The sequence below is a fragment of the Thermoactinomyces sp. DSM 45891 genome, from assembly GCF_900119485.1.
GTDB lineage: Bacteria > Bacillota > Bacilli > Thermoactinomycetales > Thermoactinomycetaceae > Baia.
In genome coordinates this window covers 25,349-47,443 of record NZ_FPJZ01000019.1, presented here as the reverse complement: position 1 = coordinate 47,443, position 22,095 = coordinate 25,349, and the positions used below count along the sequence as shown (strand labels likewise).

General features: G+C 38.1%; 24 protein-coding genes. 22 read left to right on the top strand and 2 right to left on the bottom strand.

Annotation, left to right across the window (positions count from 1 at the left end; translation table 11 throughout):
- From BT147_RS12865 to BT147_RS12835, 7 genes are all read left to right on the top strand, one after another.
- Positions 1-534 (top strand): phage tail spike protein (locus BT147_RS12865; protein WP_177239829.1); only part of this gene is annotated, 534 nt, incomplete at its 5' end.
- Positions 535-572: 38 nt separating this feature from the next.
- Positions 573-869, top strand: a complete 297-nt coding sequence (locus BT147_RS12860) for a hemolysin XhlA family protein (RefSeq protein ID WP_083426562.1) — start codon at positions 573-575, stop codon at positions 867-869.
- Between the two features lie 18 nt (positions 870-887).
- Entirely contained in the window at positions 888-1,124 is a 237-nt protein-coding gene (locus BT147_RS12855) for a phage holin (protein ID WP_072336089.1), read from the top strand.
- Positions 1,117-1,710: an N-acetylmuramoyl-L-alanine amidase gene (locus BT147_RS12850; RefSeq protein ID WP_072336085.1), complete on the top strand. Its 594-nt coding sequence runs from the start codon at positions 1,117-1,119 to the stop codon at positions 1,708-1,710. Before BT147_RS12855 ends, BT147_RS12850 begins: the two co-directional genes overlap by 8 nt.
- Positions 1,711-2,147: 437 nt before the next feature.
- Entirely contained in the window at positions 2,148-2,399 is a 252-nt protein-coding gene (locus tag BT147_RS12845; protein ID WP_072336082.1) for a hypothetical protein, read from the top strand.
- 182 nt (positions 2,400-2,581) lie between these two features.
- Complete coding sequence (locus BT147_RS12840; RefSeq protein WP_072336078.1) at positions 2,582-3,319, top strand: hypothetical protein; 738 nt, start codon at positions 2,582-2,584, stop codon at positions 3,317-3,319.
- Positions 3,320-3,441: 122 nt separating this feature from the next.
- Positions 3,442-3,807 (top strand): hypothetical protein, encoded by a 366-nt coding sequence (locus BT147_RS12835; protein WP_072336075.1) that lies wholly within the window; start codon positions 3,442-3,444, stop codon positions 3,805-3,807.
- 63 nt (positions 3,808-3,870) lie between these two features.
- Here the strand turns inward: BT147_RS12835 and BT147_RS12830 are convergent, their stop codons facing one another.
- The gene (locus BT147_RS12830; RefSeq protein ID WP_072336073.1) at positions 3,871-5,136 is read right to left on the bottom strand and encodes an MFS transporter; all 1,266 of its coding nucleotides are present in this window, start codon (positions 5,134-5,136) and stop codon (positions 3,871-3,873) included.
- A 416-nt stretch (positions 5,137-5,552) separates the two neighbouring features.
- Here BT147_RS12830 and BT147_RS12825 point away from each other — a divergent pair, with 416 nt between their 5' ends.
- The 9 genes from BT147_RS12825 (at position 5,553) to BT147_RS12780 (ending at position 15,329) form a co-directional block, all read left to right on the top strand.
- The gene (locus BT147_RS12825) at positions 5,553-6,875 is read left to right on the top strand and encodes a helix-turn-helix domain-containing protein (RefSeq protein ID WP_072336070.1); all 1,323 of its coding nucleotides are present in this window, start codon (positions 5,553-5,555) and stop codon (positions 6,873-6,875) included.
- Between the two features lie 565 nt (positions 6,876-7,440).
- Positions 7,441-8,223 (top strand): hypothetical protein, encoded by a 783-nt coding sequence (locus BT147_RS12820; protein WP_143188006.1) that lies wholly within the window; start codon positions 7,441-7,443, stop codon positions 8,221-8,223.
- Between the two features lie 15 nt (positions 8,224-8,238).
- Positions 8,239-9,039, top strand: coding sequence for an MbnB/TglH/ChrH family RiPP precursor modification enzyme (locus BT147_RS12815; protein WP_072336063.1), 801 nt, complete (start codon positions 8,239-8,241; stop codon positions 9,037-9,039).
- A 6-nt stretch (positions 9,040-9,045) separates the two neighbouring features.
- Positions 9,046-10,323 (top strand): MFS transporter, encoded by a 1,278-nt coding sequence (locus BT147_RS12810; RefSeq protein ID WP_072336060.1) that lies wholly within the window; start codon positions 9,046-9,048, stop codon positions 10,321-10,323.
- 662 nt (positions 10,324-10,985) lie between these two features.
- Positions 10,986-11,528 (top strand): helix-turn-helix domain-containing protein, encoded by a 543-nt coding sequence (locus BT147_RS12800; protein WP_072336053.1) that lies wholly within the window; start codon positions 10,986-10,988, stop codon positions 11,526-11,528.
- 26 nt (positions 11,529-11,554) lie between these two features.
- On the top strand, positions 11,555-12,661 hold the full coding sequence (locus BT147_RS12795) for an ABC transporter ATP-binding protein (protein WP_072336051.1): 1,107 nt from the start codon (positions 11,555-11,557) through the stop codon (positions 12,659-12,661).
- Complete coding sequence (locus BT147_RS12790) at positions 12,651-13,442, top strand: ABC transporter permease (RefSeq protein ID WP_072336048.1); 792 nt, start codon at positions 12,651-12,653, stop codon at positions 13,440-13,442. The genes BT147_RS12795 and BT147_RS12790 overlap by 11 nt, the downstream gene beginning before the upstream one ends.
- Before the next feature lie 10 nt (positions 13,443-13,452).
- The gene (locus tag BT147_RS12785) at positions 13,453-14,259 is read left to right on the top strand and encodes an ABC transporter permease (protein ID WP_072336045.1); all 807 of its coding nucleotides are present in this window, start codon (positions 13,453-13,455) and stop codon (positions 14,257-14,259) included.
- Positions 14,256-15,329: an ABC transporter substrate-binding protein gene (locus BT147_RS12780; RefSeq protein ID WP_072336042.1), complete on the top strand. Its 1,074-nt coding sequence runs from the start codon at positions 14,256-14,258 to the stop codon at positions 15,327-15,329. The genes BT147_RS12785 and BT147_RS12780 overlap by 4 nt, the downstream gene beginning before the upstream one ends.
- Positions 15,330-15,383: 54 nt before the next feature.
- Here the strand turns inward: BT147_RS12780 and BT147_RS12775 are convergent, their stop codons facing one another.
- Positions 15,384-16,733 carry an alkaline phosphatase gene (locus BT147_RS12775; RefSeq protein ID WP_083426561.1) on the bottom strand — a complete coding sequence of 450 codons (1,350 nt, stop codon included), beginning with the start codon at positions 16,731-16,733 and terminating at the stop codon, positions 15,384-15,386.
- A 490-nt stretch (positions 16,734-17,223) separates the two neighbouring features.
- On the opposite strand from BT147_RS12775, the gene acpS reads away from it, so the two are divergent.
- The 6 genes from acpS to BT147_RS12745 all read left to right on the top strand — a co-directional run bounded on the left by acpS (position 17,224) and on the right by BT147_RS12745 (position 22,075).
- Positions 17,224-17,598: a holo-ACP synthase gene (acpS, locus tag BT147_RS12770; protein WP_072336039.1), complete on the top strand. Its 375-nt coding sequence runs from the start codon at positions 17,224-17,226 to the stop codon at positions 17,596-17,598.
- Between the two features lie 157 nt (positions 17,599-17,755).
- A complete protein-coding gene (locus BT147_RS12765) occupies positions 17,756-18,769 on the top strand; it encodes a LolA family protein (protein ID WP_072336036.1) in 1,014 nt (337 codons plus the stop codon).
- A gap of 82 nt (positions 18,770-18,851) precedes the next feature.
- A complete protein-coding gene (gene alr, locus BT147_RS12760) occupies positions 18,852-20,042 on the top strand; it encodes an alanine racemase (RefSeq protein WP_072336033.1) in 1,191 nt (396 codons plus the stop codon).
- Between the two features lie 256 nt (positions 20,043-20,298).
- Positions 20,299-20,550 (top strand): CopG family ribbon-helix-helix protein, encoded by a 252-nt coding sequence (locus BT147_RS12755; RefSeq protein WP_072336101.1) that lies wholly within the window; start codon positions 20,299-20,301, stop codon positions 20,548-20,550.
- A 5-nt stretch (positions 20,551-20,555) separates the two neighbouring features.
- Positions 20,556-20,906: a type II toxin-antitoxin system PemK/MazF family toxin gene (locus BT147_RS12750; RefSeq protein ID WP_072336098.1), complete on the top strand. Its 351-nt coding sequence runs from the start codon at positions 20,556-20,558 to the stop codon at positions 20,904-20,906.
- 152 nt (positions 20,907-21,058) lie between these two features.
- A complete protein-coding gene (locus BT147_RS12745; RefSeq protein ID WP_072336030.1) occupies positions 21,059-22,075 on the top strand; it encodes a SpoIIE family protein phosphatase in 1,017 nt (338 codons plus the stop codon).
- The last annotated feature ends 20 nt before the right edge of the window (positions 22,076-22,095 follow it).

Here is a 22,095-nt window from a genome sequence, read left to right as displayed (position 1 = left end):
GTCTATCGGAAAAGAGGACAGGTCACAGGGAAGATATTCTCTTATGGACGGGATCTAGTAGAGGTTAAGAGGACGAGGGATACGAAGGATTTGGTAACGGCCCTAATTGGTATCGGGAAGGATGAGGGTGATGGGAGTATCCTCACATTTCAAGACTATACTCCTCCAGGTAATTTCAAGTATGAAAAGAATGAAGACTGGGTTGGGAGTATCGAATCTCTACAGCGTTGGAGGCGAAATGGCAAGCATATATTTGGAGTCTACAAAGATGAATCGGCTACGAATCCTGCTGAACTCTATCAGAACACAGTAAAGGAACTCGATAAAAGGAGTAGACCGAAAGTAACCTATCAGATGAGTGTTCTCCTACTAGAAAGACTCATCGGGCAACAATGCAGACTGGGGGATGAAATACTCGTGAAGGATCACAGTTTTACTCCAGAGCTTGCGATCCGAGGTAGGGTCACCGAGAAGAAGAGTAGTAGAACGAGTGTTGATCCACAACAGAATCAAGTGATCTTAGGGGACGTTTAATCCCGTGAGCAGATTGAATCGGAGAGGAGGTGATCCGATTGGATGAAGAAAAGCAAGGCATCTATATATCTGGAAAAGAAATGTATGAATCTATACAGGCTATTGGAAGTACGTCTCAACAAATCCTAACTCGCATAAGCGTGATGGAGACTAAGTTGGAGGACTTTGGACAAACGGAAGAGAGAAGTCGTGAAGCGATTAAAAAATCAGAAGAGGCATATGACATAGCTTCCAAAATAGAAAGCCAGCAGGTGTGGCTCTGGAGGATTGTGACAGGCTCGTTGGTCACGGGGGCGATTACGCTACTGCTATCGTTTGTAAAAAAATCAATCTAGTGGAGGATAAATTTAAATATGAAAAATAAACGTTGGAAAAACAGTGGAATGTGGATCAGCCTAACGGGGTTGGTCTTTTTATTTTTACAGACTATCGGGGTAGACATTACTCCAGTAAAGCAAGGAGCCATTACCACAGTTGCAGATTCAATCGTAAGTCTACTTGTTGTGTTAGGGATATTGAATAACCCCACTACGGAGAATCAGGGATTCCTAGACGATAAAGATAACAAGGAGGCTATTAATCATGACTAAATTAATCTGTCTGGACGCTGGTCATGGCGGTAAAGATTCAGGAGCTATAGGCTATGGGCTTCGAGAAGCAGACGTAGCTTTAAAATTAGTAGAGTTGGTGAATCACTATCTAGGTAGCTATGCTTGTGTGACCACTCTGACTCGTAACAAGAATACATCGGCAAGCTATCCATCTGGTAGTGCTGGGCTACGTAAACGGATTGCCTACGCAAACAACAAAGGGGCTGATTTTTACTTATCGCTACATTGTAACGCAGGACGAGGATCTGGATTTGAGTCTTACGTAGCTCAACCTGCACCCACTCGGACAAAGAGAATACAAAAGATAATTAACGATAGTGTGCTGGACTTCTTAAAGGGCTACGGAGTTAAGGCGCATGGGAATCCAGAGAAAGTTGATATCCAAGCGGCGAGAGGTAGAATTGCTGTGGTTAGGGATACGAAGATGTCTGCAGTATTGCTGGAGAATTTGTTTATAGATAATCCTACAGAGAACAAACTATTGAAGGATGGCCAATTTCTTGATGGGTTGGCTAAGGCAATTACACTAGGTGTTGCTTCAGCTTTAGGGTTGGATAAGAGATAGATGTATAGAGGGAGTATTGCTCACTTTAAGCCTGTGAGCGATACTCTTTTTTTTATTTTTTCCAACGCAGTAAAAAAAGCTCTAGTTTCTTGATTACACAAGACAAAAGGCCGTTTAATTCTAGCTATATCAAAAATATATTCTACTAATTAAAATTAGTTTTATAGCCAAAAAATTTTTTTTATTATTTGTAAACATAAGAGATGAATATTTAATTTTTTTTATCCTATATAACCTAAATAAAGGAGTAAATGGCTATCAAAAACACAAAGTTAGTTATATAAATTAATATTTTAAACAAAATTATAAATTTGTAAAAAATATTAATTTATATTATTATTTTGATAATGGAAATTGGATATTCATCTTGATAGGCATAATTGCTCGTTTTTTTTAAAAGAAGTAGCAGAAATCATTATATTGATGGGGTGGCTGAAATGAGAGCTTGGTCAATCATAGTTAAAAAAAGGAATCAAAGCCTATCTAAGAATCCTCTAATAGATGATGGAGGATACAATTACCGTGAACTGATACAAGTTACTTTAACTACAGAAGACGATCCGATACAAGTTACCTTAATGACTGAAGAAGGAGAAATAATACTACCGGCTATGAAAAAAATTGAGATGATTAAACAGCCAAATGGTTCTCTCAAAGTAATTCGCGGTTGGAGTTTCGATCTTCGTTGAAAGACATTTATTTAAGGAGGTGATTCGTCATGTGATAAATATCACGGATGAGACTAATTTTAGTAGATATCTACAAGCCCAATGAGAGATGCTGAAATGTACAAATTAGATATACTACAAAAATTAGTTTTTCCTTTAGTCGGTTGGTCACAAATAAATATACAAATGAGGAGAGAACAAGAATGTTCAAGAGAAAAAATCTTAAATTTGCAGTTTTAGCTATACTTGCAATTTGTATGTTGAGTTTAGGTCTAAGTCCGAGCTTATCTACTGTCAGAGCAACGGAGCTTACAGACTCACAAGTCAATCAAATTAAAAACCAAGCCATTTTAAAGCAAGCTGGTGTGGATGAAATGGTGTTCTTGGATAATGCATCATCAAAAAAGCAGTTTGGTGAAGAGATGATAAAGCATCCTGATTTGAAAAAATATCTTGATAAAGAAAAAAAGTCATTAAATTTTGATCTTGAGAAAACATATGGTGTCAAAGTGAAGAAACAAAATATGTACTACACATCTTTTACTTTGCAAGGTACAGATGGCATGAGTATTATTTCTGGTCTATTTAACCACAGCAATAACACAATTAGTAAAATGGCAATTTCAACTACCAATTTTGAAAAAAGGGAAATAACAGTCAAGACTCAAGACGGGCAGGTCACCACATATTCAGAAAAGGACATCGAAACAATCAAGGCAGAAAACAGTGAAAAGCTTGCGAAAAGTGCTAGTGAAATGGTGCCTAATGGAATGCCCAAAAAATATACTTGGAAGTGGTTCTTAACGCAATTTGTTTGTAAAGCCGCTGGTCAGGTTGCCTGTTTTGGAGCTTGTGCAGTTTTTTGGGAAATGCCACCTGTAATGGTACTCTGTAAAGTTGCGTGTGATTATGCTTGGGGTAAGGGCATTTGTCAACGTTAATTAGTCGTTGACTTTTGCATTCTACCATGGTAGGTACTTAGCATAGTACTTACCATGGTTTTCATAATATAACTTTGGGTATAAAATGGATATGGAGACAACATAAAAATTGGAGGGTTTATATGCCTATTAATTGGAAAGAGGTATATCGTTTTGTGCCACTTATGTTACTTTGGGGATGCATTATTGATCCATTCATAATTGAAAGTATTGTTAAAAATGACTTTTTTAATCCCTATGCGATTGTCCACTGGATTGGCATTATTGTCTTTGGTATCTGGAGTATCCAATTTCTACATAAACATCGTGACGACAAAAAATACTTCCGAGATATTAGTATATCGGTTGCTGTTTTAACTACCTTTTATTTTGTCGTACTATTCTTTGAAACTCATTTCTCTTCACTTTCTATTGTGGCGTACCTTTTACCATTTGCAATTGCCCTTCTTTCCCTCGTCCCTGTTAAAATCATTGAACATAAGGGATGAATAAAAATAACAAAACCAACTCCCTATTCAGTTAATTTGAAAAAGGGGGTTGGTTTTGAATATCTAATTTGATGATATCTCTACTGGAGTCTTGCTCGTTTTTTTAGTAACAGGTATTGTATTTAATAAAAATAGGCTTATGATACCACAGAAGAGAATGATACCCCCCATTGTCCAAGTCGGAAAGATGGCACCTAGTGAAACAGCTAAAGATCCCAACATTAGGGCTCCCAAATTTCCAAATTCATTGGTAGCCATGTAAGCTCCTCTACTTTCTGGAGGGATAATATCAACCATTAGAGATTGCAGGATTGGAATGTACATCAATTCACCTGCGACAATGAGAAACTCAGAGAAGATTAAAAGGTATGGATTGTTACTAATTGCGAGTACAGTAAACCCAACAGAGTACAATATGATTCCAATTTTAAGCAAGAATGATGTGCTTAGTTTCTTAAATAGACGTGTAGTAAAAAGACCAAGAATAATGATCAAAAAGCTGTTAATCGAGTATAGCAAACCGAACATATTAATCCCATTTACCGCAAATGAAAAATCCCCAATGGTAAAGAGAGTTTGATGCTCCATTTCATTTTTAAGACGAATGGCTATATAATCCATGGTTTGAGTTTGAACTGAGATATTAAGCAAGTTGGCGAAGATAAACACACGAAATACATTGTCTTTTAACACGCTCCTATAGTTCAAAATCATATCTTTCAAGATACTTTTCTTCACTTGATTTTGGATAGGGCTTGGTGTATAGGTATCTTGTATAAAAAATATAATTAATAGAAGTGAAGTGAGTGCAGAGGTTGCGATTCCTAATATTAGTTCGAACAAATAGCGTTCGAAGAGAAAACCTCCAAGTGTCGCACCTATAACCATAGAAAAATTGAATAACCAGTAATCGACGGTATAAATAAATTTTCGTTCCTCTGGTTGACTTGAATCGGCAATCATTGCAGAACCAGCAGGACGTGAAGCTCCAATACACAGGCTATTAAGAGTGACCATTCCTAAAACAAGCATGGGTAAGTTTATCGAAACCGCAATTGCCATAATAGAAGTAGTGATTAAGCGTATAGAACCTGCCCAGAGCAGTAGCTTTTTCCTTCCCCAATTGTCTGCGAAATGCCCACCATAGAGTCCTGCAATAAATGAAAGGACTAAATTGCACATTAATATAACCCCAGTGTTGAACGCTCCCAAGTATCCAGAGAAGTAGATAATCATAAAAGGCGTAAGAATGTTAAATGCAAGTGATCTTAGAAATTGATCTATCAGACGTATTTTCACATTGATGTGTAATTTCAGTAAATTATCCATAATTATATAACCACCTTCTTTATTTGTTGATTATACAAGCCTTAAATGATAATCTCAACAATCCTTTTGTGTATTTATACGATAATTGGTTTTATTCTAAAAAAATTTTTTCTATTCCTCTTAAACATAGGGATTGAAATTTCAAATCTTTGTAGTCAAATTCACTTAAATATTTAGTTATGGGGAATTATTAGGCTAAAATTGAATGTGTAAATTAAATATTTAATATTTGTCTTTAATTTGTAAAAAGTTAGATCATGAAGTATTGTTGTATTAAGTAATTAGCCAAGTCTTCTTATGTCATTGCTACATAAGTCAGGTGTTTTTATCAAAGTAGTGCCGGAACAAATGCTTTTGTTTGATGAAAATTAAATATCATATCTATATGACGAGTTATAAATATGAGGTGAGATTGCATGAAGAGAATGGATATGAGTCGCATAGGTGAGGCCCTTGGTGAAAAGCGGAAAAATCTAAATTTAACGCAACAAGAGATTGCTGATGATTTTATTTCAGCAGGAATGATTAGTAATATTGAAAATGGAAAGTTGATGAGAATAACACCAAAGGTTCAATACTTAGCAAATAAAATAGGCTTCGATCTAGATAGAATGACCGAGATCGAAGCCGCTGATTCAAAGAGCAAGAGGCTTGATTTAGTCTTTCATCAATTGAAACGATGTGAGGTTCTACTAAATCAACAAGTGTCAAACCATACTATTGTATTTAAGATTTTGAATATGTTAAATTTAAAGGAAGATAGTCGTTACTATCCATATCTTTTGCTTTTAAAGGGGAAAGGGTATAGAAAAAAAGGTGTGATCTCTAAATCAATATATTATTTGAATAAGTGTATTCAGCTTTGTCCGGAGAAAGATTTCCTAAATGTAAGATCTACTGCGTATGGGGACCTAGCTATGTGTCATTATTTAAATAATGATATAAAAAAGGCAATATCTACTGTTCGTCAAGGAATGGAATCATTTGTAAGCAATGGGGAGAGAAGTTATCTAATTTATAACCTTCAAGTAGATGAGATTATATACTTGGAGAAGATGGGGTTACTTACAAAGGCATTGCCAATGATTGCTGCATTATTTGAACAAAAAGAGAAAATGGATATGGAACCAAGACTAAATTTGTTTGAGGTCTATGGCCGTATCTTACTTGAAAGCATGCCTGACACAGCCATTGATGTGTTGTTAGAGGGATTGGATCTATCAATGAAAAATGGAAGTCCTGAGCGAAATGTGGATCTCTCTATTCAATTAGCAAGGGCATATAAGTCGCTAGGGAATATACCACTTGCAAAAAATTATTGTCAGTTAGCTTTGGAATTGAAGGATCGACTATATGTAAAGGCATTGATTGTGGATGCATACATTGAGTTGGGGATAATCGAGATGCATGAAGGGGATAGAGAAGAGGCAGAGGAATTATTTTTTGAAGGTTTAAAAATCAGCAAAAAATGTAATGATATGATACGAGTGTTTGACGCATATTTTGCAATTGGATGTTTGATGGATGGGCACAATCAAACAAAAGCTATAACCAATTTTGAATACGCATTGGACACAGCTCTTCAATTAAAAATGGACAACCTAATCGAGAAGGTAATTGTTCCTCTAATGAATTGTTTGAGAAAGCAAGGGAATGATGAGCGGGTTCTAGAATTAATTGATACGCTGGTTAATTTAAAGAATAAGGAGGAAGCTGTAAATGGAGAAATATATCATTAGCCTTCTATCATCACCATTTTTTATTGGTGTGTGGTCTATCACTCATCCTGTAGGTGGATAAAGTGTTAAAATTTTTTGTTGAGAGAATTATGTACCTAGAGGTGAAGGAAAACAAGGGTGCTGTTTGATAGCATCCTTGTTTTTTTATGTAGCAAGGTGAACCCAATAAATTATCGATTAATTTATTGGTTAATTTAATTGAATTTCATATATAAATAGTGTACGAGTGATGGAAAGTGTTTAATTTTCAATTTTAACTAAAATTATATTAAATATATATAAAGTATATAATTTTATATATTCAAATGAATGGAAATCTGATATAATTAGTGATGCAGTTATCTGATATAGATAAGGAGGTCATATTGTGATTAAAAAAGTTAAGGTTGTTACAATTAATACAAATGCTGCCATACCGTGTTGGGAAGGTCCAAGTCCACTTCGTTAATTGGACCTCGCGTCCTCTCTATAGGTATTTATGTAGGAGGTAGGATGACTTCAAAAAAGTCATCCTACTACCATTTTTGCTACGGTTTCTATCCCATAAGATAGGGAGTGTTGAATGTTGTTATCGCTGAAAAAAATTCAAAATGTATTGTTAAATATAGCTGTCGATCCTAAATTGATTGCAGATATGAAAAGTAGCGAGGTTATAAAGAGAAGGTTTGACTTGAGTCAGGATGAGTATGATTCTATTATGAAATTGGATTTTGATACTCTCCATAAATTTTGTATCAGAGTAGCATTAAAAAGAATTAGGACTTCACCAGCAAATCAACATATATGGAGGACAATGGATATTCTAGGACTCAAAGGAGCGGAGGAGAGAATGATTGAACGGTTCATAAGTGAACATGTAATGTTACAAAATGACTGGCTCTCCAAAGTACCACAGTTTTTAGGTTATATCCAAGAGTGCTCAGATGATACGGTGATAGCGGAAATTGCTAGATTTGAAGAGTGGTTTTTCTACTTGTCACAGAGAAATATAGATACAGAAAAGAATGCAACAGATAATCAATCATCTCTCTCTATAGGTATCGATCTATGTGAGATGCCATTCATTGCTGAACCCATTTTGAAAAATGATATTCTTCGAGACAAGGATATTATTGCAATTGAAAGTTCAATTGGTAACACAAGTTTTATCCTTGGTAAAAAGCAAGGGAATGATATAGAACTCTTTGAAATAGATAGATGCACCTATATGATTATTAATGACTTGAATCCTGTTTTTCACAAAGAAGAATTCCTTAAGGTTGCAGATAATAAGATAGCTGAACTTATGGCTGAGTACACAGCCGTGAACTTGTGGGACCAATTGCGAGATTTAGAGATAATTGTATAAAAGGAGGCGATTGTAATGGTAAAAGGAGTTGGAGTGGGTCTAAGAAGTCAGTTTAGTCATGAGAGAGATAAGATCATCCAGAATGTTGATTTTTTAGAGATAAATTTTGGGAGTGGTGTTGACTACAAAGAAGAGTTTGGAGATTTTTTGGGCAAAATCCCTTGTGTTATCCATAGCGTAAATCTATCTCTAGGTTCGGTCGAACCACCTCCTAGAAATCGTGTTGACTTTCTGAAAGGTGCAACTGATTTTTTAAGACCATCATGGGTTAGCGAACATCTATCATTTAGTAGAAATAATGATATCGAGATTAATAATTTTATCGCACTCCCATATACAGATGAGGCGATTGAGATTGCATGTAGAAACATCTCTGATCTGCAATCCTATCTAGGTGTAAAGGTAGCATTAGAAAATGTAACTCACTCCTTCACATGGTCAGAAAACACATATACGGAGGCTGAGTTCATTAAAAATATATCGGAAAAGGCGAACTGTGGACTTTTGTTAGATGTTACAAACTTACATATAAACTCGAGGGTGCATGGATATGATCCATACGAGTTTTTGGAAAACATGCCGAAAGACAGAGTATTACAACTTCATATCGCCGGACATAGCGAGATGGAAGGAGTTTTATATGATACTCATGTAGGTGGAATTCATCAAGAGGTTCTGCAGTATGCAGAATGGGTATTACAACACACGTCATGTGATGCTGTCGTAATAGAAAGGGATAATGAGATCAACCTATTCGATGATTTGATCTCCGATATCAATCTGTGTAAGGAATTATACAATAAGTATAGAAGATAGCCCGTAATGAGATTAAAAGGAAAGCGGGTTGTGGCTGTGACATTCCAGAAACTTCAGCGAAACATTAAGGTAAGGATATACAATGACTTCTTAACGAAACTGTGTAATTTTTGCTTCTTTCCGTTCGTCGGGATGTATTTGAGTGAAAAATTAGGACAATCCTTGACTGGCTTATTGTTATTTATTTCGGTTGCCTTTTCCATTTTAGCAATCTATATAAGTGGCGTGTTGACTGAACAGTGGGGGAGAAAAAGAGTGATAATTCTCGCCCAGTCGATTAATTTATTTGCCTATATAGGATTATTATATGGATGTTTGATTGATTCTGCTTGGCTTACTTTTTATATGGTAATATGCACGAGTATCGGAATTGGTTTGTTTATCACTGCCTCTGATGTGATGTTACTTGATATAGCTCCAGAGAAAGAGGTAAGGAAGTTCATTTTTCGTTTAAACTATTGGCTTCAAAGCATTGCCGTTGCTTTGGGATTTACAATAGGGGGTATTTTCTTTGGAGAAAGTCGTATTAGTCTGTTAATCGTCTTAATCGTGATCACTTTGATTTGCCTTATGATGACGATACTTTTGATACACGAAACGGTGAGCAAAAGAGAGTCTTCTCAAAAGACAACTCTAGGCGCACACATGAAAAAAGTATCTATGGTGTGGTTGAAGGACTATCGGTTTTTCTTTTTTTGTCTAGGTAGTTTGTCTATTTTTGTTTTAGGGTTACAAATGCAGAATTACGTTTCAATCCGATTTCAAAATGACTTTGCTCATACTTCTTTCTCAATATTGGGCTGGAGTATTGATTTAAATGCATACGAGCTTTTTAGTCTTATTCGAGTTGAAAATATGATTATTGTGGTATTGGGCACTTTTTTCATAAGCCGATTTTTAAAAAGGGTATCAGAATTTTCTTCTTTGAATATAGGTATTATCTTTACTCTTATTGGTATTTGTTTGCTAGGAGTTACAACGAACGCTTTTTTTCTTATTTTGGGTGCGATGATCTATAGTATCGGAAGTATCATATTTACTCCAACAAGGCAGTCTGTACTAGCGGACTTGGTAGATGAAGAATCTAAAGGGTCTTATATGGCAGTTAATAATATTGTCTTTCAAGTTTCTAAAATGATAGGTGCTCTTTATATTACGTTAGGAAGTTATCTTTCCTCTTTGGGTATGTCTATCATCTTTATACTAAATGCTTTGTTGGGAATGGGATTGTTCTTTCTGGCTTTTGGTGGAAGGAAGCAAACACTTCAACCTAAGAAAGGATGATTTTTTTGAAACGTAGATACTACCTTTTAATTACGGTTTTACTCAGTATGGCATATTCAGTATTAATTGAGTGGGAGATAATCGTTTTTCCAGAACCTTGGATCAAGAGGCTTGCTTCTTTTGTAGGTTTGCTGACAATTGTTCTTATGATGCGATATTTTGGAAGGAAGAGAAATGAATAGGGGCAGCCGTTTCATTTCATGCTGTCTATAACAAAAATTAATATACACGGTCGGAGGGGTGCTGTAGAAAATAGCACCCCTGTTTTACTTTTTCCACACAGTAATAAAGGTGTAGTGGTCTGACCAATTTGACCACATTTTATGAAAATCCGCTTAAATGCTTGATATATAAGGGGTAAACGCTATTTTATGACCGCATTTGTGGGATGTTTTATGGTTTGACCACATTTTTTAGCCAACATGTCCACTTGACCACACGTTTTACCCTTATTTGACCACATTTTGACCACATACTACTTATAAATAGATAGAACTAGATCGAACAGCAGGTACGATAACCCCTTGATTTACCAAACTAAAACAAACTTATTCATACTAGATAATACTACTTGTAACTGTTAGACTAAACTTTGTGTTACGTAATGGTGAACTTGTTGTACTTCTTGTTTACTTATAATAAACGTGATTGAAGGTTATACCATGAAAATCGGTAAGAAAATCAAAAATCTAAGATTAAAAAAGGGGCTGACTCAGGAGGAGTTGGGAGAGCGGACGGATTTGTCTAAGGGTTATATCTCTCAGTTAGAACGTGATTTGAGCTCACCTTCGATCGAAACTCTTTTTGCGATCTTGGAGGTTTTAGGCTGTACACCGAAAGAGTTTTTTGATGAGGATGGACAAGAACAGAAGGTCGTTTATACATCAGATGATTGGACGAGCTTTATTGATGAGGATCGGGGTTACCAAATTCAGTGGCTGGTTCCAGAGTCGAATGAGAAGGAAATGGAGCCAATTCTACTCCTTCTAGCAGAGATAGGAGAGTTTAAAGAGTTTGAGCCTTCCTTAGCAGAGACGTTTGCCTTTGTGATTCGCGGGCAGATTATGATCCAAGTTGGCAAGCGGCAGTATATTGCCAAAGAGGGAGAGGCGATTTACTATACTGCCTCAGACAAACATCAGATTATCAATCATTATAAAGGTGAATCGGAAGTTATTTTGGTTGCTACAGAGTCTTACTTGTAAACAGCAACATATTTGGGGAGGTCACAATGGCTGATCAGACTATTATTCGTTTTGAAAATGTGACAAAGCAATATGATCAAGATCCTGCTGTATTAAATGATGTCAGTTTTTCCATAGAACGGGGGAGATTTTACACTCTTCTAGGGCCTTCTGGCTGCGGAAAAACTACCATTTTACGTTTGATTGCAGGGTTTACAGAACCGACAAAAGGTAAGATTTATTTTCATGAAAAAGTGATGAATGATGTACCTGCAAATAAAAGACAAGTGAATACGGTATTTCAAGACTATGCGCTGTTTCCTCATCTAAATGTATTTGAAAATGTAGCATTTGGTTTGCGTATTAAGGGTTGTAAAAATGATGAGATCAAACGCAAAGTGCTGGAAGCTCTGCGATTTGTGAACTTGGTTGGATATGAAAATCGTGAAATTAAAGAGATGTCTGGTGGACAGAGACAACGTGTGGCGATTGCACGTGCCATTGTAAATGAGCCAGAGGTGATTTTGCTGGATGAACCACTTTCCGCGTTGGATTTGAAATTACGTACCGAGATGCAATATGAACTTCGGGAGTTACAACGGCGCCTCGGGATTACATTTGTCTTTGTAACTCATGATCAAGAAGAGGCACTTGCGATGTCAGATGAGATTTTCGTGTTAAACGAAGGAAATATAGAGCAAAGTGGAACACCTACAGATATTTATGATGAGCCGATTAACCGCTTTGTTGCTGATTTTATAGGTGAATCCAATATTGTGCCGGGCGTGATGAAAGAGGATTATCTGGTCCAATGCGCGGGGAAGAACTTTGATTGTGTGGATGGTGGATTTAATCGAAATGAGCAAGTGGAGATTGTGATTCGCCCGGAAGATCTAGAAATTACTTTACCGGATCAAGGGAAGCTTCGAATGAAGGTGGATTCACAATTGTTTCGCGGAGTTCATTATGAAATTTGTGGTTATGACCAAGATGGGAATGAGTGGTTGGTTCATAGCACGAAAAAGGCGAATGTGGGGGAAGAAATCGGTTTGTACTTTGATCCAGAAGCGATTCATGTGATGCGACTGGGTGAGACAGAAGAAGAGTTTGATAAGCGTCTCGAAGCGTATAGTGAGGCAACTCATGCAGATTAGAACTAGAAACCTATATCTTATTCCCTACCTCACATGGATTCTATTGTTTGTGGTTGCGCCTATTTTACTGATTGTATATTACTCATTCTTTAATGTAGATGGTCAGTTTACACTTGGGAATTATCAAAAATTTTTTACGCCTGTTTATTTGAAGATGACGTTAAGTTCCTTTTGGTATGCATTTCTCATTACGATTATTTCATTATTGATTGCTTATCCTACTGCTTATTGGCTAACGAAGACCAAACATAAACAATTGTGGCTCCTTCTCATTATTTTACCTTCGTGGATCAATTTATTGTTGAAGGCATACGCTTTTTTAGGGATTTTCGGGACATATGGCCCTACTAATAAATTGCTAGAAAGCTTAGGGATTGGTACACAACAGATCTTATTTACGGATTTTAGCTTTTTATTTGTTTCGGTTTATATTTTTATTCCGTTCATGATTTTGCCAATTTACAATGCTTTGGAAGAGATGAATCATAGTCTCCTAGATGCGGCAAATGATTTAGGGGCTTCTCAGTGGACTACTTTTCGTCGTGTTATTTTCCCGCTAACGCTGGACGGGGTGAAGTCAGGGTGCCAAGCTGTATTTATTCCTGCTCTCTCGTTGTTTATGATTACTCGATTGGTCGCTGGAAACCGGGTTATTACGCTGGGAACAGCCATTGAGCAACATTTCCTTGTCACTCAAGATTGGGGAATGGGAGCGACGATTGCGGTGTTCCTGATTATTGCGATGGCCTTCATTATGATGTTGACGAGAAAACGGAAGTGAGGTGGCAAATATGAAGAAAAAGAATGGCTTGGGCCCTAAAATATACCTAGCAATCGTGTTTGTCATTCTCTATGCTCCGATTTTCTATCTAATGGTGTACTCCTTTAGTAGTGGAGATAAGATGTACAACTTTGAAGGTTTTACTTTGAATCATTATAAGGAAGTATTGCAAGACACAAGGCTTTTAATCATTGTTCTGAATACGCTAGTAATTGCATTGTTATCAGCTGCTCTTTCGACGATACTCGGAGTATGTGGTGCTTTAGCGATTTATTATGTGCGGAAGTTACGGACGCAAAATTCACTCCTTACCCTAAATAATGTATTAATTGTTAGTTCGGATGTGGTAATTGGAGCGTCATTCTTACTTCTTTTTACCATTGTGGGAGTGAAATTAGGCTTTGTATCGGTTTTGCTTTCTCATATTGCATTTAGTGTTCCGATCGTTGTGCTCATGGTGTTACCAAAGTTAAACGAAATGAGCCCCACGTTGATTGATGCAGCCCGGGATTTAGGGGCGAGTCGTTGGGATATATTGAGTAAAGTGATATTGCCGTTTATTACTCCGGGGATTTTTGCTGGGTTTTTCATGGCGTTAACCTATTCGTTAGATGATTTTGCGGTTACGTTCTTTGTCACAGGAAATGGTTTCTCAACCTTGTCTGTTGAGATCTATTCTAGGGCTAGACAAGGAATTTCACTCTCCATTAATGCATTATCTACCCTTATTTTCTTTGCGACCATGATGATGGTGATTGGGTATTATTTCATTGCGAAACGTAACCAACGTGGTGCAGGAATGGGGGTTGGAAAGTGAAGAGATTAACACGGGCTTTTTCTGTCATTTTCTTGATATCTTTCGGTCTTATGTATGTAACCTACTATCTCAATCAAGCAGAGGGTTATGGTGGGAAGAATACGCTAACGGTTTACAACTGGGGCGATTATATTGACGAAGAGCTTCTTGAAAAGTTTGAAGAAGAAACAGGATTGAAAGTGATCTATCAAACATTTGACTCAAACGAAGCGATGATGACAAAGATCGAGCAAGGTGGTACTACATTTGATGTAGCGGTACCCTCTGAGTACGCGATGTCTAAGATGAAAGATGAAAAGTTGTTGTTGCCGATAGATCATAAAAAAATCCCTAATTTGAAGCATATCGAATCACGTTTTATGAATCTTCCATTTGACCCTCAAAATCAATACTCGATTCCTTACTTCTGGGGAACGGTTGGTATTGTCTATAATAAGGAGAAGTTAAAAGGAAGAGAAATTAAGAGTTGGAATGACCTATGGAATCCAGATTTTAAGAATCAAATTCTACTCGCTGACGGGGCAAGGGAAGTGATGGGCTTTTCGTTAAACAGCCTTCACCATTCATTAAATGATACAGATGAAACACATCTTCAAGAAGCGAAGGCGAAGTTAGATCGACTTACTCCTAACATTAAAGCTATTGTGGGGGATGAGATTAAGATGCTGCTTGTGAATGAAGAAGCGTCACTTGGGGTTGTTTGGTCAGGAGATGCTTCGGAGATCATGGGGGAGAATGAGAATCTTGACTATGTGGTACCGGAAGAAGGCTCTAATCTCTGGTTTGATAATATGGTGATTCCCAAAACAGCTAAAAATGTAGAGGGTGCTCACAAGTTTATTAATTTTATGCTCGATCCAGAAAATGCGGCGAAGAATGCCGAATATGTCGGTTATTCGACCCCGAATGCAGAAGCTTTAAAGCTCCTTCCTGAAGAGATTTCACAGGATGTGCGCTTTTATCCTCCGCCAGAATTGACGAAGAAGCTAGAGGTGTACAAAAATCTTGGGAAAAAGATGTTATCCCACTATAATGAGTTGTTCCTAGAGTTTAAGATGCATCGAAAGTAGTAAGAAAACAATCCCTATCAGCATTATGACGGGGATTGTTTTCGTTTTCTTATATTATTTCTTCCCTTTTTGGCCACCTAGAATGAAAAAAATCTCATCTGCCAGCTTTGTATTATCGATTAAACCCTCAAACCGTTCCTTTCCAGGTCCGAAAGCGTATACGGGAACTTCTTCTCCAGTATGTCCATCTGTTGTCCAACCTGTGTAGGAGCGAGTATTAAAGATTTTTTCAATAGCCTCATCGATATCCTCTCCTTTTTTATTTATAGAAGCCTTTTTGACAGATTGGATTTCAGAGGATGTTAGATCAAGGTCGATATAAGTGTCCAGTATTTTTTCTACCGACTTACCCGATGCGATTTGGGCAGCCATATAGTCAGGTGTTTTCTTTGCTGCACGGAGGGCTTCAGGATGGAAGTTATATTCACCGTTAGCTCCTACAGAAAGTCCACCAGTAGAATGGTCTGCTGTTGTAACGACTAAGGTGTGCTTGTCTGCTTTTGCAAAATCAATCGCTGTTTGAAATGCTTTTTCGAAATCTTGCATTTCACTCATCGCACCTACGATATCGTTATCATGGCCGGCCCAGTCAATTTGACTCCCTTCTACCATAAGGAAAAAGCCCTTTTTGTTTTGATTGAGACGATCAATAGCAGACTTTGTCATCTCTTGGAGGGATGGAGTATTCGCGTTTCGGTCAATCATTTTATCCATTCCTCCGGAAGCAAATAAGCCAAGTACTTGTTTACTTTGATTTCTCTTCAGTTCGTCTCGGTTGGTGACATATCCGTATCCATCTTTTTTAAACTTTTCTACTAGGTTTTGATCTTTACGTACAAAGTTTGTAAGGCCTCCGCCTAGCAATACATCTACTTTATGTTTTCCTTGAATAAGCTCGTTGTAGTAATCATCTGCGATCGCATCCATATTTTTACGACTGATATCATGAGCCCCAAACGCAGCCGGCGTTGCGTGTGTAATCTCTGAAGTGGCTACGAGCCCAGTCGATTTTCCTTTCGCTTTTGCTTCTTCTAATACCGTTTTCACTTCCGAATGATCGTTATCTACGGCTACTGCATTGTTGTATGTCTTCACTCCCGCTGACATGGCAGTCGCAGCGGATGCAGAATCGGTAATATTTTCATGATCATCTTCTGGATAAGTGGTTTGCATTCCGACCAAGTATGGGTCAAATGCAGTTGACTCTTTCGCCTTTGTTTTAGGATCATCTTTGAAATAACGATAGGCGGTCATATAGGAAGGTCCCATACCATCCCCGATTAAAACGATTACATTTCGAATCTCTTCTTGTTTCTTTGCCTCAGCACGAGGGGTTAATCCGACATAGGTTGTTGTTGCGATTGCTAGAACGGAAGCAATGGCGAAACCTTTTATTGTTTTCAAGTGAGATCCTCCTCATTAATGAACTTCCTAAATATCGTAAAAAAATACTGTTGACGATAGTAAAGAAATATGTGAAGAGAACGTAATATCTTGTTTAATCTTTCTCTAAAAATGGTGATTATCTTTACATATACAAAGAGTCAGAGGGGATTAAATATCCTCTCCGACTCTGGAATGTTTTCAAAGCGTACCAGTGACGCTGAAACACTAGTTAGGCCTTCGAAAACTGGAAAAACATAGACCGTATGGTTGGGATTATTAAGAAAGTAAAAGGTAAAATGGACAAAAAAATCGAACGAGAAGAATGTACTACGATTTTCGAATAAATGCAATACTTAAATCGAGAAAATAAGCGATTATCTTATTTTCAGTCAAAAAAGGAATGTAAGTTCGTGTTTTTCTTTGACATAGGCCATATGATTGAACCTGTATAGCAACATTGATAAACACATGCAACCTAGTAGATAATAGCCAAAAAGGGGAGATCAATATGGTTTTTGGAATCGGAACAGACATTGTAGAGATTGAAAGAATTGCCTTGATTAATCTAGAGCGTTTTACGAATCGCATCTTAAATGAAGAAGAACAAAGTCACCTGGCCTCCGTTTCAAAGCGAACGATTGAATACTTAGCAGGTCGCTTTGCAGCGAAGGAAGCGATCTCGAAAGCGTTAGGAACGGGGATTGGATCACGACTAAGCTTTCATGACATCTCGATCGTAAAGGATAAACGGGGTGCTCCTAAGGTACAGCTAACCGAACAAGTAATAAAATCTTTTTTTGGGGACCAAAGTGTTAGTATTCACCTTTCTATTTCTCATAGTAAGCACTACGCAGTGGCAACGGCCGTCATTGAAGTGGATTGAACGATGAATAACCATGTAGAGTGGCTCATATAATGATAGTGCGGTTAGGACAAAGATGACAGGCTATATATGCCTTTGCAGAGCTTGCGGATTCTGTCAGGAAATAGTACCAGACTAACCGACATATTTCCCGGGAAATCGGAGGGGGGAATGGGATATGCGTCAAAAATCATGGTTTCTCGTGTTCGTTCTAATTCTGTCCATTTTTTTGTCGGCTTGTGAAAAGTCTACTGAGGATGTCGTCTCGGATCTTCGTAAGCAGCCTGAAGAGATTGATTCCTATACGGGTCACGGGAAATTAACTCTACAAGCGGGGAAAAAGAGTCAAGATGTGGATGTGGAGGTTTGGTACAAACGGCCTAATCTCTACCGAGTTCAATTAAAAAATGAGACAAGCGATGTTACACAGGTCTTGCTCAAAAACGAAAAAGGTGTATACGTCTTAACACCTCATTTAAAGAAGAGTTATCGCTTTCAAAGTGATTGGCCTACTACAAGTGGACAGGTATATCTTTATCAAACCATCTTATCTAGTATAGTGGAGGATCAGTCGAGGAAGGTGGAGACTGATAAGAAGGGATATCAATTCGAAGTGGCCACAACCAAGTATATGAACAAAACGTGGGTGAAACAGAAGATTTGGCTTACTTCGGATTATAAACCAGAAAAAGTAGAGGTTTATGATGATAAAGATCAGCCTATTGTAAAGATGGTGTTCGATCGATTTGAATACGATACAAAGTTTGATAAAGGTGTTTTTGATTCGGAGAGGAACTTAACTCATGCGCCTGTACCATCGAAGGAGACTTTGGGTCGTATACATTCTGAATTGAGTGCCATCACACCGGGAACGATTCCGCAAGGAACGAAATTAACAGATGAGCAAACCATTCAAGGTGCAAATGGGTCTATAGTGGTGCAACGGTTCCATGGATCAAAGCCTTTTACGCTCTCGCAACGAAAAGCCATGCCAGACCAACTTGAGAAAGCATCTTATGGAAAGCCTGTACAAGTGCAGGGGTTTTTAGGTATGCTACTGGAATTCTCAAATCAAAAAAGCCTTGTCTGGGTAGATTCTGAGAAGCAAGTCGAATATGAGATGGTATCAAGTATGGATACGCCAGAAATGATCCAAATAGCTACCTCTCTCACCGGGCAGAGTCAGAAATAATTTCTCCCATATGAGTGATCGGACAGCTTTCGTGTGATTTGGTATAATGGCAACATAACAAATCACTTGGAAGTGAAACTTCATGAACAACATACAAACTAAATCAATACAGCCTTTTTATCGTGACACTTATATTGAAGTTAATCTAGATGCGATACATCATAATATTCGAGAGTATCGGCGCTGGATTGGGGATCAGGTAAATCTATTAGTAACAGTAAAAGCGAATGCATACGGTCATGGAATGGTGCCGATTGCGAAAGCAGCAGCGGAGGCAGGTGTGGACCGACTCGGGGTTGCTTTTGTAGATGAAGGAATCCAGTTGCGGAAGGCTGGAATTACGATACCCATTTTGGTTTTGGGGTATACGCCACCTCATGCTATCCAAGCTGCCGTTCAACATGATTTAGCCATTACGATCTACTCGAGTTATCTTCTCGAACAAGTACAAGAAGAAGCAAAGAGACAGAACAAAAAAGCAACGATTCATATTAAGATAGATACAGGGATGGGTAGATTAGGGATTCAGCCATCGGAGGTTATTCCCTTTCTTCATCAAGCGGCGCAGTATTCAGCTATTTATATGGAAGGACTCTATACACATTTTTCAACAGCCGACGAGGAAGAACGTAGCTACTTCGAAAAGCAGATTAAAGGCTTTGAGCAAATTAGAGAAGCTGTGAAAGAAGCTGGTTTTGAGATTCCGATCTATCATTCTTCTAACAGTGCAGCAACGATGGTAGAAAAAACTCAGCATCATCAAATGGTTCGTGTGGGCGTAGGATTATATGGAATGTATCCATCTGACGAAGTAAGTCATTCTGAGTTAGAGTTAATCCCTGCTCTACGCCTTGTCACCAAAGTAGCCCATCTAAAGAAAGTTCCAGCCAATCATGGTGTCAGCTATGGAAAAACCTATACAACACAAGGAGATGAGTGGCTAGCTACATTGCCGATTGGTTATGCAGATGGCTACTCACGTTCTCTTTCGAACAAAGGATTTGTATTGTTAAATGGAGTTCGTGTACCCGTAGTGGGAACCGTTTGTATGGACCAGTTGGTCGTACGTGTCGATGAGGCAATGCCAGTACAAGTTGGGGATGAAGCTGTGGTATACGGGGCACAGGGTGCGGGTGAAATCCTTGTGGATGAAGTAGCGAAATGGTTAGGTACAATCAACTATGAAGTGACTTGCATGCTCCAGAAGAGAATCCCGCGGATCTATACGTACCATGGAAAAGTGATTGAGGTAGTGAACGGCCTTATGCAATAATTACCAGTATGTTTTAAAAAAGAGGTGTTTGTGGTACTTTTTTAAGCATAAACCTTCTATAAGCGGCAGGAATTTTCTTGGATGAAGCGAATAAATTACTCTGTGTGTCAGGGAGTACTTTCGTATACGATTTACATGCGTATTTAGAGAAAGTATAATTTTGCAATAGAATCAACATAATGATAGTATTGATAGGGAGATCGCTAACGGTGATGATTGGTTGGGGGTGCGCAAGTTGTCTAGTACCAAGAGAATTATGATCAGCCTACCCAAAAATCTTCTACAAGAAGTAGATGGAATGGTTGAACGAGATAACTCCAATCGCAGTGAGTTTATTCGGCAAGCGATGAAGTTGTATCTTCAAGAGCGGAAAAAGCGACTTATTCGGGAGATGATGCAAAGGGGATACATGGAGATGGCGCGGATTAATTTAAACATCTCGCATGAAGCCTTTGAAGCAGAAGAAGAAGCTGAGGATACTTTGGATCGATTAGTTAGTGGGGTGTAGTGGGTTTGATAGTAAAACGTGGCGATGTCTACTTTGCTGATCTTTCCCCTGTGGTCGGATCTGAACAGGGAGGGGTTCGTCCTGTTTTGGTCATACAAAACGATATCGGTAACCGATTTAGCCCCACTGTGATTGTCGCCGCGATTACTGCACAAATCCAAAAGGCCAAACTGCCTACCCATGTAGAAATTGATGCAAAGGTGTACGGATTTGATCGGGATTCCGTTATTTTGCTTGAGCAGATACGGACGATTGATAAACAGCGACTTACTGATAAGATTACTCATTTAGATGATGAGATGATGTATCGAGTAAATGAAGCCCTACAAATTAGTTTAGGAGTTATTGATTTCTAATTACTGATAGATTAGGCTGATTTTCCTTTGGGATGATGGCATGAGAACGGCATGGATCTTGCACGTTCTCTTTTTTTTATGCCTATTTCTGGTGTATGATACTATAAACGATACATTTTCGATGAGGAGATCAGATCCAAGGGGATAAATTTATGAGAGAAAAATTACAAACAGATTTTGAACGGCTCCTTGCTTCGTATTTACATGACCCTAAAGAAGAAAATCTTTATGGAGTTCAACAACTAAATAAGTGGATCATGGATCAAAAGATCCCGCCTGATGAGGTGCTCAACCACTATATAGAGACGTTGAAGAAGTTAATCCCAGACTTGCATTCAGATGTAAAGACATCTTTCGACTTGTTGTTAGAAGTGATGGTTGGTTATGGAGTGCAATATCGCGTCGATAAGAATATTGCTACTCGTCACCAAGAATTAGAAGATGAAATTGAAGTAGCTGTACATCTCCAAAGAACACTATTACCTGAGTCCCCACCACCTCTTAAAGGTGTTGATCTAGGAGTTGCTAGTTATGCATCTAAAACAATGAGCGGGGATTACTATAACTTTGTTCAGTATGGTGATGGAATACTGGGGATCGCGATTGCGGATATCATTGGTAAAGGAATTCCTGCGGCACTTTGTATGTCGATGATTAAGTACTCAATGGATGATATGGACCATCACCAGCCAGAACCATCTGAGATTTTACAAGAACTAAACACAGTAGTAGAAAGAAATATTTTGCCTAATATGTTTATCACGATGGTATACGGGGTATATGATTCCTTAAATCATTCATTCCGATACGCTACCGCAGGCCATGAACCAGGCTTCATCTATCGGGCAGATACAGATCAATTTGAGGATATGGACACCCAAGGGCTGGTCCTAGGAGTTACTTCACATGTGGAGTATCCTGAGTTTCAGTTACATTTGGCTGAACGTGATGTCATTATCCTGTTAACTGACGGAGTTACAGAAACTCGCTTTGACGGGGAATTTATTGAGCGCTCTGATTTCTGTGAGCTAGCTAGAAAATATCTTCACCTGCCTGCCCAAGAGATTGCGGAGAAAGTATATAAACGCATTTATGAGCTTTCAGGTTATCAAATGTTAGATGACCAGACGATTATCGTCATCAAACGAGTTGGCAAAAACAAATTGTAAATTCAGAGCATGGTTTGGAG